This window comes from Rhodococcus sp. USK13 (assembly GCF_018343855.1).
Classification (GTDB): Bacteria; Actinomycetota; Actinomycetes; order Mycobacteriales; family Mycobacteriaceae; genus Rhodococcus_F; species Rhodococcus_F oxybenzonivorans.
Map to the genome: position 1 here is coordinate 6634918 of NZ_CP069242.1, position 17052 is coordinate 6651969.

General features: G+C 65.2%; 15 protein-coding genes. 3 read left to right on the forward strand and 12 right to left on the reverse strand.

Annotated elements, in window-relative coordinates; all coding sequences use genetic code 11:
• Nucleotides 1-101: 101 nt before the first annotated feature.
• Entirely contained in the window at nucleotides 102-905 is an 804-nt protein-coding gene (locus JQT59_RS33205; protein WP_109326929.1) for an alpha/beta fold hydrolase, read from the reverse strand.
• Between the two features lie 110 nt (nucleotides 906-1015).
• Here JQT59_RS33205 and JQT59_RS33210 point away from each other — a divergent pair, with 110 nt between their 5' ends.
• Nucleotides 1016-1951, forward strand: coding sequence for a methionyl-tRNA formyltransferase (locus tag JQT59_RS33210; protein ID WP_213573700.1), 936 nt, complete (start codon nucleotides 1016-1018; stop codon nucleotides 1949-1951).
• Between the two features lie 91 nt (nucleotides 1952-2042).
• Here JQT59_RS33210 and JQT59_RS33215 read toward each other — a convergent pair whose 3' ends face one another.
• Together JQT59_RS33215 and JQT59_RS33220 are read right to left on the reverse strand one after the other, a co-directional pair.
• Nucleotides 2043-3788: an ABC transporter ATP-binding protein gene (locus tag JQT59_RS33215; protein ID WP_213573702.1), complete on the reverse strand. Its 1746-nt coding sequence runs from the start codon at nucleotides 3786-3788 to the stop codon at nucleotides 2043-2045.
• Nucleotides 3785-5491: an ABC transporter ATP-binding protein gene (locus tag JQT59_RS33220; RefSeq protein WP_213573704.1), complete on the reverse strand. Its 1707-nt coding sequence runs from the start codon at nucleotides 5489-5491 to the stop codon at nucleotides 3785-3787. The genes JQT59_RS33215 and JQT59_RS33220 overlap by 4 nt, the downstream gene beginning before the upstream one ends.
• Before the next feature lie 157 nt (nucleotides 5492-5648).
• Between JQT59_RS33220 and JQT59_RS33225 the strand changes: the two genes are divergently transcribed.
• Nucleotides 5649-5822, forward strand: a complete 174-nt coding sequence (locus JQT59_RS33225) for a hypothetical protein (RefSeq protein WP_201453505.1) — start codon at nucleotides 5649-5651, stop codon at nucleotides 5820-5822.
• Nucleotides 5823-5855: 33 nt separating this feature from the next.
• Nucleotides 5856-7430: an alpha,alpha-trehalose-phosphate synthase (UDP-forming) gene (locus JQT59_RS33230; protein ID WP_213573706.1), complete on the forward strand. Its 1575-nt coding sequence runs from the start codon at nucleotides 5856-5858 to the stop codon at nucleotides 7428-7430.
• Here JQT59_RS33230 and JQT59_RS33235 read toward each other — a convergent pair.
• The 9 genes from JQT59_RS33235 to JQT59_RS33275 all read right to left on the reverse strand — a co-directional run bounded on the left by JQT59_RS33235 (nucleotide 7409) and on the right by JQT59_RS33275 (nucleotide 17041).
• Nucleotides 7409-8407 (reverse strand): NAD-dependent epimerase/dehydratase family protein, encoded by a 999-nt coding sequence (locus JQT59_RS33235; protein ID WP_213573708.1) that lies wholly within the window; start codon nucleotides 8405-8407, stop codon nucleotides 7409-7411. The genes JQT59_RS33230 and JQT59_RS33235 overlap by 22 nt on opposite strands.
• A gap of 145 nt (nucleotides 8408-8552) precedes the next feature.
• Nucleotides 8553-9089, reverse strand: a complete 537-nt coding sequence (locus JQT59_RS33240; RefSeq protein ID WP_213573710.1) for an Rv1363c family protein — start codon at nucleotides 9087-9089, stop codon at nucleotides 8553-8555.
• Nucleotides 9086-9667 carry an Rv1363c family protein gene (locus JQT59_RS33245; protein WP_249354016.1) on the reverse strand — a complete coding sequence of 194 codons (582 nt, stop codon included), beginning with the start codon at nucleotides 9665-9667 and terminating at the stop codon, nucleotides 9086-9088. The genes JQT59_RS33240 and JQT59_RS33245 overlap by 4 nt, the downstream gene beginning before the upstream one ends.
• 191 nt (nucleotides 9668-9858) lie before the next feature.
• Nucleotides 9859-11271, reverse strand: coding sequence for an MCE family protein (locus tag JQT59_RS33250; protein ID WP_213573714.1), 1413 nt, complete (start codon nucleotides 11269-11271; stop codon nucleotides 9859-9861).
• Entirely contained in the window at nucleotides 11268-12512 is a 1245-nt protein-coding gene (locus JQT59_RS33255; RefSeq protein ID WP_213573715.1) for an MCE family protein, read from the reverse strand. Before JQT59_RS33255 ends, JQT59_RS33250 begins: the two co-directional genes overlap by 4 nt.
• On the reverse strand, nucleotides 12509-13798 hold the full coding sequence (locus JQT59_RS33260; RefSeq protein ID WP_213573717.1) for an MCE family protein: 1290 nt from the start codon (nucleotides 13796-13798) through the stop codon (nucleotides 12509-12511). The genes JQT59_RS33255 and JQT59_RS33260 overlap by 4 nt, the downstream gene beginning before the upstream one ends.
• Nucleotides 13795-14844: an MCE family protein gene (locus JQT59_RS33265; protein ID WP_109326918.1), complete on the reverse strand. Its 1050-nt coding sequence runs from the start codon at nucleotides 14842-14844 to the stop codon at nucleotides 13795-13797. The genes JQT59_RS33260 and JQT59_RS33265 overlap by 4 nt, the downstream gene beginning before the upstream one ends.
• Before the next feature lie 2 nt (nucleotides 14845-14846).
• A complete protein-coding gene (locus JQT59_RS33270; RefSeq protein WP_159919305.1) occupies nucleotides 14847-15869 on the reverse strand; it encodes an MCE family protein in 1023 nt (340 codons plus the stop codon).
• Nucleotides 15866-17041, reverse strand: coding sequence for an MCE family protein (locus JQT59_RS33275; protein WP_213573719.1), 1176 nt, complete (start codon nucleotides 17039-17041; stop codon nucleotides 15866-15868). The genes JQT59_RS33270 and JQT59_RS33275 overlap by 4 nt, the downstream gene beginning before the upstream one ends.
• Nucleotides 17042-17052: the final 11 nt, after the last annotated feature.

The following is a 17052-nucleotide window of genomic DNA, read 5'->3' on the forward strand; positions in this document are numbered from 1 at the left end:
GGTTAGGCTACCCACCAGCAACAACCGATTCCCAGTTTCTTCACAGGTGCCAAATATCACTGTAACGCCGGCGGCTCAACCCCCTACGTCGACCGGAACGCTCAGTCCGCGAGAAACTCCAGCAGAACTTTGTTGATGACCTCGGGCTGCTCGAGGTAGCCGTAGTGCCCGACATCTGGGATCTCGTAGTAGCGAGCCGACGGGATGGACTCGGCGACCTCACGAGAGAGATACGGCGGGATCATCCGATCGTCGGCAAACCCGACCGACAGACACGGTGTGGTAATCGCCCGGTACGCCTGCCGGCGGTCGAACGTGCGATCCATCTCCATCTGAGCGCGCACACCGGCGGACGTCCTGCCGCCACTGAACTCGAAGAGATCGAGCCAATCCCTGGCGGTGTGCGGGTCGACGAGCGAGGCCGGAGACAGATTCATCACCGCGGTGACCGCCGCCCGGTACTTGGCCGGAAGCTCGACGCCGCTGTCGTGCAGCGCGCGCTCGCCCTCGGTGAGTGTCTGCTGGAAGTAGTCCATGCGGGCATGACCGGCGAGGAAGGCGGCCTTGTAGACGAGGTCCGGGCGCGACAACGCGAGTTCCTGGGCGACCCGGGCACCCATCGAGGTGCCGACAACTCGTGCGGGCCCGCCGCCGAGGTGTTCGATCAGTGCCGCGGTGTCCGCAACGAGGTCATCCATCGTGATGCCCTCCACGCTCTCGGCGGAAGGAGCGATGCCGCGGTTGTCGAAAGTGCAGACACGATAGCCGGCGTCGACGAGCGCGGGGGTCTGGTGGAGATCCCACACACGTCCCGGACTGCCGGTGCCCATGATGAGTACCACGAGATCGCCGGACCCTTTGACCTGGTAGTTCAAGGATATTCCGTTGATCGTGGCGATCGTCATGTCTGCCTTCCTTCCAAGGGCGGTCTCCCAAATTGGGTTGGATAGCCTAAGCTCGCATTGCTGCCGCTTCTGTGCGGCGCTGATCGTCAAGCTCGTCCAGGAGGACCGCGTTGAGAGTCGCCACACTCGGATATCAAACCTGGGGTCACCGTACCCTGAGGGCCCTGCTCGAGTCGGAGCACGAGGTCGTCCTTGCGATCACGCATCCCAAGAGCGAGCACGTCTACGAACAGATGTGGGCCGACTCCGTCGCAGATCTGGCCACTGAGCACGGCGTCCCTGTTCATATCGCGAACAAGCCCGACGAAGATTTCAAGGCGGCCCTGAAACAAGCGGACCCCGACATCATCGTCGCCAACAACTGGCGCACATGGCTGCCGCGGGACGTGTTCGACTCGCCCCGCTACGGCACCCTCAACATCCACGACTCCCTCCTGCCCAAGTACACGGGATTCTCACCGCTCATCTGGGCGCTCATCAACGGTGAAGACGAGGTCGGGCTCACCGCGCACCTCATGGACGAGGAACTCGACGCAGGCGACATCGTCCTGCAGCGGGCCACCCCGGTCGGACCCACGGACACCGTCACCGACCTGTTCCACCGCACCGTCGACATGATCGGACCGATCACCCTCGACGCCCTCGACCTCATCGCGACCGGCCGCACCGACTGGACACCGCAGGACCGCTCGCAGGCCACCTTTTTCCACAAGCGGGCGCCCGAGGACAGTCGCATCGACTGGACCTGGCCGGCCGACGCCATCGAGCGGCTGGTTCGCGCGCAGTCCGACCCGTATCCCAACGCCTTCACCCATTACAAGGGCCAGCGCATCAGAATCCTCGAGGCCGCAGTGTCCGAGGGCAACTACGGCGGAACCCCCGGGCGTGTCTTCATCCACGAAGGCGACGGCATGGTCATCGTCGCCGGACCCGACGCCCGCACCGGCAGGAACAAGGGACTCAAGATCCGGCGCGTCCGCCTCGACGACGGCACCGAGCTGGCCGGCACCGAGTTCTTCCCCCACGGCGGCGGCTACCTGGGCTGAACGTCTCGCGCGGACACCATCCGAGGGCGAAAGTGCCATTCAACGCCTCAGGAGCGCCGAAAGGTACATTCGCCCGTAATGTTCCAGGGGGTCAGCGCCCCTCCCACGCCGACCAGAGCTGCGCGTAGCGGCCGCCTGCGTCGACGAGTGCAGAGTGCGGTCCTTCCTCCACGATCCGGCCGTGTTCGAGCACCACGACGCGGTCGGCAGTGGCGGCCTGGGTGAGCCGGTGCGCCACGATCAGCGTGGTCCGACCGCGGGTCGCAGCCTCGGCGGATGCCTCGAGGTCCCGTGCCCCGGCGCTGCCGGCCTCGGCAGTTGCCTCGTCGAGCACGGCGACCGCGGGATCAGCGAGGACGAGGCGGGCCAGAGCCAACTGCTGTGCCTGCGCAGCAGTCAGTTCGTGCCCACCCTCGCCGACGACGGTGCGGACACCATCGGTGAGCGCGTTCACCCAGTCGGCGGCACCCACCGTCTTCAGTGCCATGGCCGCGTCCTCCTCGGAGGCACCGGGGGCCGCCAGGCGCAGGTCGTCGATGAGAGGCCCCGCGAATACGTGTACCTCCTGGCTGACGATGGCCACCCGACGGCGGAGTTCGCGCGACGACAACTCCGACAGCGCGGTGCCCCCGATGCGCACCGAACCCGACGTGGGGACGATCGACCCGGCGGCAATCGCTGCGACAGTGGTCTTCCCGGCCCCTGTCGACCCGACCAGTGCGACTCGTTCGCCGTCCTCGACGCGCAGGCTGATGCCGTGCACCACGTCATGCTCGCCGTCGTAGGTGTGCCGGACTTCGACCAGTTCGAGGGTCGATTCGGCAGCAGCAGGGACCCCTGCGACGCCACCGGCCTCGTCTCGCCGAGCAACCACCCCGACGAGCCGCGCGAGGCTTGCGCCCGCCGACTGCACCTCGTCGAAGGTGTACATGAGCATGCCGATCGGATTGAACAATCGGTGGAAGAGCAGAGCAGCGGTGGTGGTCTGTCCGACCGTCACGAGGTCGCGTTGCACCAGCGCGAAGCCCACGGCGAGGATGGTCGCCAGACCGACGAATTCGGCTCTGTTGCCGCGACCGGCGAAGCGGGTGAAGAGTGCGAACACGCCGACGGACAGATTCCGGGTTTTCCGCGAGGCGTCGTCGATCTGTCCGAGGTGAAGGTCTTCGAGACCGTAGGCCCGCACCGTGCGGGCACCCTGCATGCTGCTGATCAGCGCTTGCGAGCGCTCGCCCATCGCCACGCGTTCGCTCGCGTAGACGGGGGCCGACCGCGGGAGATACCAGCGCATCGCGAGCGCATACATCGGCAAGGCCACCATGCCCGCGAGCCCGAGACGCCAGTCGATGCCCAGCATCGTGACGATGCTCAGCAGCACCAGAAGTATCGCCGTCACCAGGTTGGGCACCACATCGCTCACGGCCTTGCCGATCACCGCCACGTCGTCGCCCACCCGGGACAGCAAGTCGCCCTTGCCGACGCGTTCGATCGTCTGCACCGGAAGCCGTAGCGCCCGGTCGACGGTCCGCTCCCGCAGGTCCGCGAGGATCCCCTCCCCGAGACTCCGGATGAGGAACGACGCACAGCCGGCGCAGACTCCGCCGATCACAGCGGCCGAGGCGATCACCGCGACCACCCCCCCGATCGTCGACGGTGGGGCGCCGGCCTGCACTCGGTCGACGAGGACACCGAACACGTAGACGGGCACCAGTGCCATCCCGGCGGCAGAGGCCGCCACGAGCAGGGTGAGCAGGCTTCGTCCGCGCCGCCGGCCCAGCTCGGTTCTCAGCCATACCCAGGTGTCGCGTGCGGACGCGATGGGGAGCAGTTCACTCATCGCAGCACCGCCCGCCGGTAGTGCGCGTCCTCGGCGGCCAACTGTGCGTGCGTGCCCTCGGCGACGACCGTTCCCTCGTCGAGGACGACGACGCGTTCGGTCACCGACAGCAACGCAGGACTGCTCGTGAGGAGGATGGTCGTCTGGCCGCTTCCCGCGGAATCGCGGTGCCTCGAGTCGGCGATACCTCCGGCGATCATGTGTTCGGTCACCGCGTCCACCGCCGTTGTAGGGTCGTGCAGCACCAGCACCGGAGACCTCCTCATCAGCGCCCGGGCGAGCGCAACGCGCTGGCGTTGCCCGCCGGACAAGGACGCCCCGCGATCGGTCACCTCGTGGTCGAGACCGTCCGGGTGTGCATCGATGACATCGACCGCTGCAGACGCCCGCAGGGCCGCCTGGACCTCGGCTTCCGGCGCATCCGGCCGGCCTGCGGTGACGTTCGACGCCACCGTTCCGGAGAACAGGTCACCGTTGTGGGGTTCGACCAGCACAGTCCGTCGCGCGTGTCCCAGCTCGGCATCCGAGAGTCGAACGCCGCCGACGGTCACCTCTCCCTGGTAGCGCTCGGGCGGAACCTGCCCGGACAGCAGCGCGGCCAACGCCTCGGCGTCCTGCGGCCGGTAGGCGACGACGCCGAGTAACTCACCGGAACCGACCCGGAGGTCCAGCGCTGTGAGAGACCGGTAGCTCACGTCCGACAACGACAGCTCGCTGCCGGCCGGGATGAGGCCGGAACCCGCGGGCAACAGCGGTTCGGCGTCCAGGACCAACGCCACCCGATCTGCCGATGCCCGGGTGAGTGCGAGAGATCCCGGCAGACCCGCCAGGACGCCGAGCGGTTCGATGAAGAACTGTGAGAGGCCGACGACGGTGATCAGTTCCCCGATCGTGATCCGCCCTTCCAGAGCGAACCAACCCGCGAATCCCGCGATCCCGACGGCGAGCAGTGCGCTGACGGTCATCGACACGCCGGTGAACACCGCCGAGCTTCGCGCGGTGTGGAGGGTGGCGTCGAGGGCATCCCGGCTCGCGCTGCGGTAACGCTGCGACGCAGCGTCCTCGGCGCCGATCCCGCGGAGGGGACGAAGCCCACTCACCAGGTCGGTGGCCATGCCGGAGGCCCGCGCGACCGCGGCTTGCTGGTCGGTGGCTCGTCGGGTGATGAGCGGGGCCGCACGTTGCAAGAGACCCAGGATGACGGGCGTTCCGACGAGGACCGCAAGCCCGAGCGGGACGTCGATGAGTAGCAGGGCGACAGCCGAGCCGACGGCTGCCGTGAGGGCCGAGGCCGCGCGCGGCACGATGTCCGCGATGAAGGCGGACCGATCTGCGTCGGTCGAGGACACCGAGAGCAACTCCCCGGCGCGCAGGTCGGTGCGCACGCCGCGGGGGTCGAGTATTCGGTGCGCCACCTCCATCCTCAGCCGGTGTCCCTCGTTCTGCATCACCAGCACGAGGAATCGGGCACCGAACCGCCACGCTGTGGTGAGAACGACAAACAGCAGGGCAAGAGCACACAGCCAGACCACCAGCGCCGACGTATCGCCCGTCGCCACCGCGCGGTCGACGATGACGCCGATTGCGATCGGCACGAGCGTTTCGGCCACCTGATGCAGGCAGACCAGAACTGTGCCGATACCCAGGCGCACACGATTGCGCACCAGAGCTCGACGCAGAATTGCGGCGCCACCAGTCTTCACGCAGACAACTCCCACCCTGACGGTTCCCGACAAGTAAGCAGACCCTAACTAGAGGAACACTATCGGAAGGGCAACTAGCGTCGACGTGCCCGGTTCTCATAGAGTCGCCGATACGAACTACTGCGTTGACGCAGCAGCAAGCCCCGAGAGGACAAGAATGGCCGCGAACACGACCGCCGAGACCGACATCGCGGACGAGGATCTCGAACCCTTGGCCGACGAGACCGCCCGCCAGGCACAGCGCGTTGTCGCTGCATACGCCGAGGACGCCGACGAGTGCAGGATGCTGCTCTCGATGCTCGGAATCGGGCCCACCGCCAAGCTCGACTGATAATTTCATCCACTTCGACCGCGAAGGAAGCCCGTGGCACTCAGCTCGGAATCGTCAGTTTCGTCATCGAGTTCGACATCTGACCCTGTCTCCGGGCAAGCCACCTTCGTCGTCGTGGCGAATCGACTCCCTGTCGATCTCGAGCGGCTGCCGGACGGCACCACCAAGTGGAAGCGGAGCCCCGGCGGACTCGTCACCGCGCTCGAGCCGATCCTTCGCCGTAACAAGGGTGCATGGGTCGGCTGGGCGGGTGTCGCAGACGCCGATCTGGAGCCGGTCGTCGAGGACGGGCTCGAGCTCTACCCCGTCCCGCTGAGCGGCGCCGAAATCCGCGACTATTACGAGGGCTTCTCCAACGCCACCCTGTGGCCGCTCTACCACGATGTCATCGTGAAGCCGGAGTACAACCGCGACTGGTGGAACGCCTACGTCGAGGTGAACCGGCGGTTCGCGGAGGCAACGTCCAAGGCGGCGGCGCACGGTGCCACCGTCTGGATCCAGGACTACCAGCTGCAGCTCGTGCCGAAGATGCTGCGTATGCTCCGCCCCGACCTCACGATCGGCTTCTTCCTGCACATCCCGTTCCCGCCGGTCGAACTGTTCATGCAGATGCCGTGGCGGACCGAGATCGTCGAGGGACTTCTCGGTGCGGATCTCATCGGATTCCACCTCCCGGGTGGTGCGCAGAATTTCCTGTTCCTCGCTCGACGCCTCGCCGGCCAGCCGACGTCGCGCGGCACTGTCGGTGTCCGCTCCAAGCTCGGTGTCGTGCAGGTCGGCTTCCGGACGGTCCGCGTGGGAGCGTTCCCCATCTCCATCGACTCCGGCGAGCTGGACGAACAGTCACGTTCCAAGTCGATCCGCGACCGTGCGAGACAGATCCGTAAGGAACTGGGAAACCCGCAGCACATCATGCTGGGCGTCGATCGACTCGACTACACCAAGGGCATCGACGTCCGCCTTGCTGCGCTGCACGAACTCCTCGACGAACACCGGGTCGACCCGGCGAACACCGTGCTGGTGCAGTTGGCCACGCCCAGCCGCGAGCGGGTCGACAGCTACGTCCAGATGCGCGACGACATCGAGCGGAAGGTGTCGCGCATCAACGGTGAGTACAGCGAGGTCGGCCGGCCGGTGGTGCACTACATCCATCGCCCGATCCCGCGCGAAGAACTGATCGCCTTCTTCGTGGCCGCCGACGTGATGCTCGTGACGCCACTGCGCGACGGCATGAACCTCGTCGCCAAGGAGTATGTGGCGTGCCGCAGCGATCTCGGCGGCGCCCTCGTGCTCAGCGAGTTCACCGGGGCGGCGGCCGAACTCCGGCAGGCGTTCCTCTGCAATCCGCACGACCTCGACGGTGTCAAAGACGCGATGGAACAGGCGTTGAACCAGCCGCACGAAAGCGGTCGCCGGCACATGCGTGCGCTGCGTCGGCAGGTGCTCGCGCACGACGTCGACCGCTGGGCGAAGGCATTCCTCGACGCACTGTCGCACAGCGGTGCGGCCGGGCCGGCGTTGATCGCGCCGGCCGAGGCCGACGAGGCCGAGTACGCCGACCACATCACCGACGCCGACGAGGCCGGTTACACGACCGAGGACAACTGACTGCGGCGTCCTAACTGACCCGACGTGACCAGGAACGCGACGAGGTCGCGGATCGTCTCGTCGGCGGGACGAGGGACGTACCCCAGTTCGGACGCCGCCTTCGCACCGTCGATGACCGGTGCCGCGAGCAGCGCCGCCATCGCCGAGCGGGACAGCACATCGGAACCGAACCTGGCTCCGATGGGTTCCGCGAGGGGCAGCACTCGTTCGATCACGCTGAGGGGGAACGAATACATCGGTCCACGCCGACCTGCCGCTCGGGCGGCCTTCCGCACGGCGTCGTGCATGCCCAGCATGTGCCCCGAGATCAGATAGTTCTCCCCCGTCCGCCCCTTCTCCCCGGCGGCGATCAACCCGGCGGCCACGTCGCGAACGTCGACGAAGTCGAACGCTCCCTGCACCGCGGCAGGCACCCGGCCACGAGCAGCGTTGCGTAGCAGGCTGTTTACGCGGGAGAGACCATAGTCCACGGGGCCGTACACCCCGGTGGGGTTACAGATCACCGCGTCGAGACCGGTATCGATCACCGCACGCAGTTCGATCTCACCGGCCCATTTCGACCTGTCGTACACGGGGATCGACGCGTCCACTGATCGCGGCGACTGCTCGTCGAGCACTCCGCCGCAGTTGCTCTGATCGAACGAGTGCACGGAACTGCAATGCACCATCCGCCGCACACCCACGGCAAGCGCAGCCTCGGCCACGGTGCGGACGCCCTTGGTGTTAATGGTCCACGCCAGGTCGTCCTTCTGCGCGAGGGTGATCATGGCGACGAGGTGATAGACCACTTCGACACCGTCCAGGGCCCTCTTCATCGATTCCACGTCGAGCACGTCGCCGTTCACCCACGTGACTCCCCCGGGAGCGTGCTCGGAACGGATGCGGTCGATGGCGGTCACCTCGTGCCCGGATCGGACCAGGAGATCGAGCAGATTGGTGCCCACGAATCCTGCGGCCCCGGTTACAGCAACTTTCATCGACGACTCCCCGTTCGGTTGTGGCCCTGCGACACAACGTGATGCGTCGCAGTCGGCCCGGAAGCCCCGACAGTACTAGAACATGTTTCACTTTGTGAAGGTCCGCGCGACTCGGGTGCGGATCACCGCTACGCCGTCGACACCGCTACACAGGGGTGAGCTGATCGACGAGCCAGCGGTCGTCGACCTTCTGCAGCGAGACCCGCACCCGGCTACCCGACGTCCGAGCATCCGGTGCTTCGGCACTGGTAGTGGTTTGGTTGAGGTAGAGCAGGACCACCGCCTCGGTGGGAGTGGTCGACACCGGTGCGGCTGCTTGCACCGTCACCTGAACCGTCAGCTGCTTCTCTTTGGCCCCCGGGGCGATGGTTTCCTCCACCAGGGCGGTGTAGTCGTCGCGGAAGGAGCCGGTGATTCCGTCTGCCGCAGCAGCCAATTGGCTGTCGACATTGGCGAAGTCGTACGCCAACATCGCAACGGCCTGCCTGCTCGCCGCGTCGACCGCCTCGGAGCGGGCCTGTTCGGCCAATTGGTCCTGGCGATGGCCGTACCAGAGGAATCCCACGCCGACAGCGAGGGCGACGATCACAAGCGCCGTCACGATCTTCAACGCTGCCGCCTTGGTGACGACCGGGAGCTTTCGCCGTTGTTCTGCGGACGTGTCGACGTCGTTGTCGGTCATGGGACGAACTCCACCTTCGATGCGGTCAACTTCCCGTTGTCGTCACTGACGGTCACCCGCATCCGGAAGTCACGCGGCGACGGCTCCGGCTGTTCGGTGCTGGTGACCATGGTGCGGGCCGCGACGAGCACGTCGGCCGAAATGTCTGTCTCGCTCTGAATTCCCGCTTCGAGGACTTCGCCCTCGGTGGTGACGTTTGCATCACGGACCACACCGACGAACGGGTCTTCCCTGCCTTGAAATTCGGCCAGGAAGGCTCCTGACGCACCCGCTAGGATTCGGTCGACATCTTCTTTCGCGGTCTCCGGATGGATCGTCGTCAGGTTCAGTACGGTCTGTCGCGCCGTGTCGATGAAGGCCTGGCGCCGGTCGTCTCGTTCGCGCGCCGACCGTTGGTCGAGCAGCAGGACGACGGCGGCCACGACCAAGGCGAGAACGACGACCGCGACCGCACCGTAGCCGATCAGCGACTTCCACGAACGACGCGTCCCCTTCTCGTCTTCGGGCGGTGGCAACGCCCCGCCCGACTTGACGGCACCCTCGGCGGCCGCCTTCTTCGTCGAGATCGTCTCTGCCACCGGTTCGCGCTCGGGCTGGGGCGCTGTAGCAGGGTGCGCGTCGCTGGACTTCGCCAATACGACCGGTTGCGGCGTTCCGGTCTCACCGACCGGTGGACCTGCGTGACGTACCGCTCGCCGCCTGCTGCGCTCCTTCCGTGCCGGGGAGGCCTCCCCCACCGCGTCAGCGGCACGCTCTTGTGTCGATGAACTCAAATCTGCTGACCTGTCATCATCGTCTGCCACGTCGAGTCCTTTCTCGGCGATCCTGACGCCAGATCCGGTTGGGTGTACGTCTTACCATCCGAACCGACAAAGCTACCCGTTCCCGGGTCGTACGGGACGGCCGCGACCGGCCCACTCGGTGATCCTTCGTAGGAACTGGGGATAACAGGAACGGCCGTATACGAGGGTACATCCGGCGGCATGATCGGCCCGTACGGCGGGTTGTTACCCGCGGCCTCCCACCCGTCCCGGCACGCCTGCACGGTCGGCGCCCGGCGGCCGGGGTATTCCATGCAGGGAAGGTTGCGTGCACCACGGACGACCGAAGGATCATCCTGCGCCGCTTTGCAATACAGATCGTTCGGAGTCGCGATAGGTTCGGTCTGATCGCCAGTGCGCCGCTGATCCGGCGGCAGAAAACCTGTGGTGCACGCCGGCGGATCGTGGAGTTCCAGGGCGAAGTCGACGATCGCGCCGTCCTCGACCGGTCCGCCTTTGGCGGCGGTGACGAGCGCGGCGGTCAACGGTGGGTAGATGACGAGAACTTGCTCGATACTCTTGTTGTAGATGACGCCGACCTGTCCGACGCTCACCAGGTTGCTCAGCAGGATCGGCAGGGTGGGCTGCAACTCCTGGAAAAGTTGGGTGGCTTCGACGGCCGTCCCGGGACCCTTCTCGAGCACTCCCCTGATATCGGAATCGCTGGCCCGGAGCTGATCGGTGAAGGTGACAAGGTCCTGGGTCCAGGATCGGATGGCGTCACTGCTGACGGTCTGCGTATCGAGCAGAGGGCCGATCTGATCGATCAGGTCTATCGTCGCGTCGCTGTTGGCATCCGCCTCTTCGACGAACAGACGGGCCGAGTCGATGAGCCGCTGCAGGTCGGGGCCGGAACCGTTGAACGCGGTGAACGCCTCGTCGATCACGGTACGTAACCGAGTATCGGAGATGCTGGCCAACAGCACGTCGGCTTGATCGAGCATCTCGCCGACATCCTGCGGTACGGCGGACCGATCCAGTGGAATGACGTCACCTGCCGCGAGATCCGGGCCCTCCGACGTCCGCGGAATCAGGTCGACGTACTGCTCGCCGATGGCCGACACACTCTTCACCACTGCGTCGACGTCGGCTGGAATCTTGTAGCTGCTGTCGAGCGACAGCTGGGCCTCGACTCCGTCGTCGGTGAGCGCGACACGATCGACGACACCGACGTTGGTTCCCCGATAGGCAACGTTGGCGTGGGAGTACAGCCCTCCGGTGGACGGAAGTTGCACCACGATGTCGTAGCGCCCGATGCCGAACATGACCGGCACCTTCACATACTGGATCGACATCACCGCGAGGCCGATCACCGTGAGGATCGAGAAGATGATCAGCTGGATACGTACGAATTTCCTCATGGTGCCGGGGCCCCTCCCAGTTGCGGCGGAAGGCCGGGAATCTGCGGGAGACCGGGAATCTGCGGCAGTCCGGGGAGAGCGGGTGCCTGCGCGGGTTTCGGTGCCTGCGGCGGGGCGGGCAGCAGCGGAATCTGCAGCGGGTCGCCGGACTGTCCGGCGACACCGGCGAGCGAACCGACAGCTCCTTCCACTCCACCGAGTGATCCACCCAGGGCCGTACCGGTCAGGAAGTTGCTGTCGACCCTCGCCGCACTCAGGTCGACGGTCATCATCAGGTTCGCGTAATCGCCTCGAATGGCCTTGTCCATCGTCCTCATCGGGAACGGGTAGGTGAGCATCAGGGTCAGGACGTCGGTGAGTGCGCTGCCCGAATTGGCGAGTTCCGCGAGCACCGGTGTGAGGTTACGCAAGTTTTGTTCCAGCTCTTCCCCGCTGCTGTCGACGAGACGGGTCGCGGTGTCGCTGAGTTTGCCGAGCTCCACCAGCGCCGTCGTCAGATTCTGACGCTGCGCCACAAGCACTTCGAGTCCAGGTGGGATGTCGTCGAGCGCTGCCTCGAGCGTGGGCTTCTGCTGGTTGACGGTGACGGAGAGTCGATCGAGCCCCTCCATGGCACCGATGATGTCACCGCGCTGTTGGTCCAGGCTCGTGACCAACCGGTCGAGTTGTGGAAGCAGGTCACGGACCTCGGCCTCGCGCCCGCCGAGTGCAGCGTTCAATTCTTCGGTGATGTCCCGGATCTGGGCAATACCTCCGCCGTTCAGAACCACAGACAAGGATGACAGCGTCTGCTCCGTCGTCGGGTATGCCCCTGCACGCTCGATCGGGATCACGTCCCCTTCCGCCAACCTGCCCTGGGGCTCCGCGTCGGTGGGCGGCGCCAACTCGAGATGCTGCGAGCCCAGGAGGCTGGTCTGGCCGATCTTGGCGGTCGCATTGGCGGGCAGTTCGACATCGTTGTTCAGCGAGACGGTGACCTGCGCGTGCCAGTCCTTCACGTCGATTCCCGTGACGGTTCCCACGGTGACGTCATTGACGCGGACCGGTGAATTCTGCGAGAGAGTGGTGACATTGGGCATCTCGATCTCGACGGTGTACGCGTCACCGCCGGTGCCTTCCGTTCCCGGAAGGGGAAGCGAATTGAGACCCTCCCACTCACAGCCGGTCATGGTCAGCGACAAGGCGAGCACCCCGGCCGCGATCCCGCCACCCCGCACGCGTCTGCCCCGGAACCCGATCATCGTCCACCTCCCGGCTGCAACAGGTCGTTCAAGTCCCTCGGCACCGCGACGGTCGGTATTCCGGCCAGCGCACCCGTCGCCGGCGGTGCGGACCGCGGGGGTACCGATCCGGCCAGGCTCGGCGGACTGTACTGAAGCTGATCCGGGAACGCGTTCACACCCGTCGTGGGATTGCTGAGAATGGGCAGGTAGTTCATCGTGAGCGAGTTCAGCACCGGCGACAGGTATTGCGTGCACAGATCGGCGCTGCGCTGGGAATCGTTGGCTTGCAAACTTTGGATCGCCCCACACATGAAGTTGACGGGGTTGCCGAAGTTCGCGAATGCCACGGCTCCGACCAAGGACCCCTGCGCCGGCTTGTAGATGTTGCTGAAGTTGGCCAGTGCCGTGGGGGCGACGTGCAGCGTCTGTTCCAGCTGCGGTCGCTTGTCGGCGAGCACCTGGGTGGCATCGGCCAGGCGACCGACCTGCTCGGTGAGCGCGGCCCTGTTCTCGACGACGAACCGGTTGACGTCGCCCAGTGCGAGATCCAGGTCGACCAGGGCGGTGCCGAGTTCGTCCGAATTGGTGGCGAGCAAGTTCGACACCGAGGCGAGCCGGCCCTCGAACTGCACGATCTGCTCGTTGCTCGACGAGAGGGCTGCTACGAATGTTTGCAGGTTCCGGATGGTGGAGAACAGATCGGTCCGTCCGTCGGACAGCGTCCGCATGGTCTCCGACAGTTCACGCAGCGTGTTACGCAGGGATTCACCGTTGCCGTCGAGGTTGTTCGCTGCGGTGTCGATGAACGTTCCCAGCGATCCCTGCGGGTCGGCGCCCTGCGGCCCGAGCGCTTCGGACAGTTTGTTCAGCTCCGACTTGATCTCGTCCCACTCCACCGGCACCGCGGTGCGCTGCACCGGAATATCTGCCCCGTCCTGCATGGTCGGGCCCCCGGCATAGACGGGCGTCAACTGGACGAACCGGCCGGACACCAGGCTCGGCGCAACGATGATCGCCTTGGCGTCGGCGGGGATGTCCACACTCTTGTCGACGCTCATGGTGACCTTGGCGAAGTCGGGACCCGGCTCGATCTTGCCGACGCTGCCCACCTTGACGCCCAACACCCGCACGTCGTCTCCGGAATAGAGGCCGGTCGTGGTCGGAAAGTAGGCGGTGACGGTGTTCTCGAACAGTCGCGGCAGAAAGACGACCAGGCCGCCGACGATCAGGGCCACCACGACGCCGGCGATCGCACCGCGAATCCACCACTTCTTCCGCGCACCGGTTTCTTCTGTGTGTGTCATCGGGGCCTCAGTTCGAGGGACGGCCCGGTCTGCAGGTAGGCCTGCAGGTCGTTCGGCAGATGCTCCGGCCACAGGATCGCGTCGTTCAGCCCCTGCAGCAGGTTGCCGATGCCGATGTTGTAGACGTACGCCATGAAGAAGGGCCCGCTCCCCACAGATTCACCCAGCTGAGTCGCGTACGGTGCGAGGCCGTCGAGCGCCTGCGAAATGTTGTCCTTGTTGCGTTGGAGGATGTCGACCACGGAGTTCAGCTTGTCGAGCGTCGGCTTCATCTGCTCCTGGTTGTCCTGCACCAGGCCCGTCAGTTGCCTCGACACCGCCGAGATGTTCACGATCAATTGGCTGATCGCGGCCCGGCGACGGTCGAGTTCACCCAGCAGTTCGTTGCCGTCGACGATCAGCGAGTTGATCTGGCCGCTGCGCTCGGCGAGAATGCCCGTCACGTTCTCGGCGCGAGAGAGCAACTGCTTCAGCGTTTCGTCGCGTGAATTGATGCTTTCCGACAACCGGGTCAGCCCGTCGAGCGCGGTGCGCAGCTCCGGAGGGGTGTTCTCGAGCGCACCCGACATCGCGTTCAGCGCGTCGTTGACCTGATCGGTGTCGAGCTCGGACACCGTCGTGGTGAGGTCGCCGAGTGCATCGTTGAGCGAGTAGGGCGAATTGGTGCGGTCCAGCGGGATCGTCGATCCCACCGGCAGCGTCTCCGTTCCTCGCGGAGTGACCGCAAGCGACTTGCGGCCGAGAATGGTATTTGTCTTGATATCCGCCTCGGTCACATCACCGAGTGCTATGCCGTCCTCGACAGTGAAGGTGACGAGGACGTGCTGCCCGTCGAGCTCGACGTCGGAGACCTTGCCCACGTCGACCCCCGCCAGGGTGACCGTGTCACCTGCCATCAGGCCACCGGCGTCCTCGAACATGGCATTGTAATGTGTTCCGCCCGACAGGAACTGGAGCTGGTCGTACTGGAGGGTGGCGATCACGATCATGGCGGAGACTGCCACACCGATCAGCCCGACCTGGACGGGATTGCGTTCTTGTCTCATGGTTACGGTGCACACCTCCCCGCTGTCTGTCCGCCTGGCATGTTGAGAAGCAGATCCGATCCCTCCGGTCCGGTGAACTTGAACTTGACCGTGCACACGTACATCTGGAAGAAGCTGCCGTACGTGCCGATTCGGATGAGTCGGCGATAGGCGTCCGGCAGGTTCTGGAGCACCCAATCGAGAGTCTCTTCGCCCATCTGCAGCTGCGTTGCAGTGCGATTCGCCTCCGCAACGGTGCTCTGCAACGGCGGGCGGACGCCTTCGAGCAACTCCGCAAGGTCTCCTGTGCCGCCGGCGATCCTCGGGATGGCGTCACCGATCGGATCGCGGTCCTGTGCGAGGCCGCTCACCAATTGCTGCAGTTGATCGAGAGTGGACCTGAACTGATCACCGCGGTTGTTGATGGTTCCGAGAACCTCGTTGAGGTTGGTGATGACCTCACCGATCAACTGGTCGCGGTCCGCGAGTGTGTTGGTGAACGAACTGGTACTGCCCAGCAGTGACACAAGTGTGCCGCCCTGCCCCTGGAAAACCTGCACCAACGCCGCCGAGAGATCGTTGACCTGCTGCGGATTCAACGAACGCAGGAGCGGCTTGAACCCACCGAGCAAGAGGTCCAGGTCGAGTGCGGGAGATGTCTGATCCACCGGGATGGACCCGCCCTCCGGAAGCGGCTCCACCGACCCCGCACCCTCGAGGAGTTCCATGTAGCGGTCACCGACGAGGTTCTCGTATCGGACCGTAGCCTTCGTTCCCTCGAACAACGAGTACTTCGACTCCACGTCGAACTCCACGTCGGCAAGGTTGTCGTCGTCGATCTTCACGTTCTTGACCGCGCCGACCGGCACACCGGCAATGCGCACCTTGTCACCCGGTTTGAGACCGGACACATCGACGAACGTCGCCGAGTAGTCCTTGGACGTGCTGAAACGGTACTGGCTGAACACCACTGCGAGACCCACGAAGATCAGGGTCATCACGGTCGCGAAGATCGCCAGCTTGACGGTTGTGCTTCTCACGGTCACTGCCCACCCGGCTCCGGGTAGACACCGGCGAACAGAATCTGGAAGACCTTCGGCATGTGTACCTGTACTTCGGTCGACGGCACGAACGGCACAGTACCCGTGTCAGCGACGAGGAACTTGGCGTGCACGTTCGGATCAGGATTCGGGAGGCCTGCGCAGTTGGGTCCTCCGGACGCGTTCACCTTCGGCAGATCCTCCGGGTAACTGTAGGGCTCCTGGCCATACATGAAGCTCGCACTCAACGCGATTCCCGGCTGATTGCCGCCGATGAGTTGTTCGGCAAGGGGAATCACGTTGTTGAGGCCGACGAGGAAGCAGGAGATCTCCGGCGAATATTCCGCCAGTAGATCCGTGGTGGGGAGCAGGAGGTCGAGGGTGTCCGTCAGCCCCTGCTCGTTGTCGGTCAGCACCGTATTCGCCGTGTCGGCCAATCCCGTGGCGTTCAACAGCACTGCGTCGAGATTGTCCTGTTCCTCGACCACCGTGCGGCTGGTGGCGGTCACGTTGTCGAGGGTTTGCAGCAGTTCCGGGGCGGTGTCGGCGTAGACGTTCGTAACCACGGCGGCCTTCGCCAGATCCTCCTGCAACTGAGGGAGACTGGGGTTCACCTTGGCGAGGTAGCGGTCGCTCTGCTCGAGCAGTGCACCGAGTTCGTCGCCGCGACCGCGCAGCGCGGAGGCGATGGCCCCCAGTGTCGCGTTGAGCTTCTCGGGTTCGATCTGATCGAGCACATCCGTCAGATGCTGGAAGACCGAGTTGAACTCGACGGTGACGTTGTCGGAGGCGATGACGGCGCCCGGTTCGAGATGCGTGGTGGCGGGATCTTCCGGCATGACGAAGTTGACATATTTGGCGCCGAATACGGTAGTCGACTTGATTTCCACCGCGGCGTTGGAAGGGATCAGCGACATCATGTCGGGGTACATGTCGAGCTTCAGTTCGGCACCGTCGGTGACGTGCTCGACGGAGCCGACGCGACCGACCTCGACGCCGAGCAGCTTCACTTTCGCGTCCGGTTCCATGACCAGGCCCGCCCGGTCGGAGGTGACCGTGACCGGTGTCGATTCCGTGAAAGCGCCGTTGAACATGGCCAGCGAGAAGGCGATGATCGCCAGCAGACCCGCGACGAGGACGAGAGCCGCGAGCTTCTTCTTTCCGCCCGAATCAGTCATCTACCGGCACT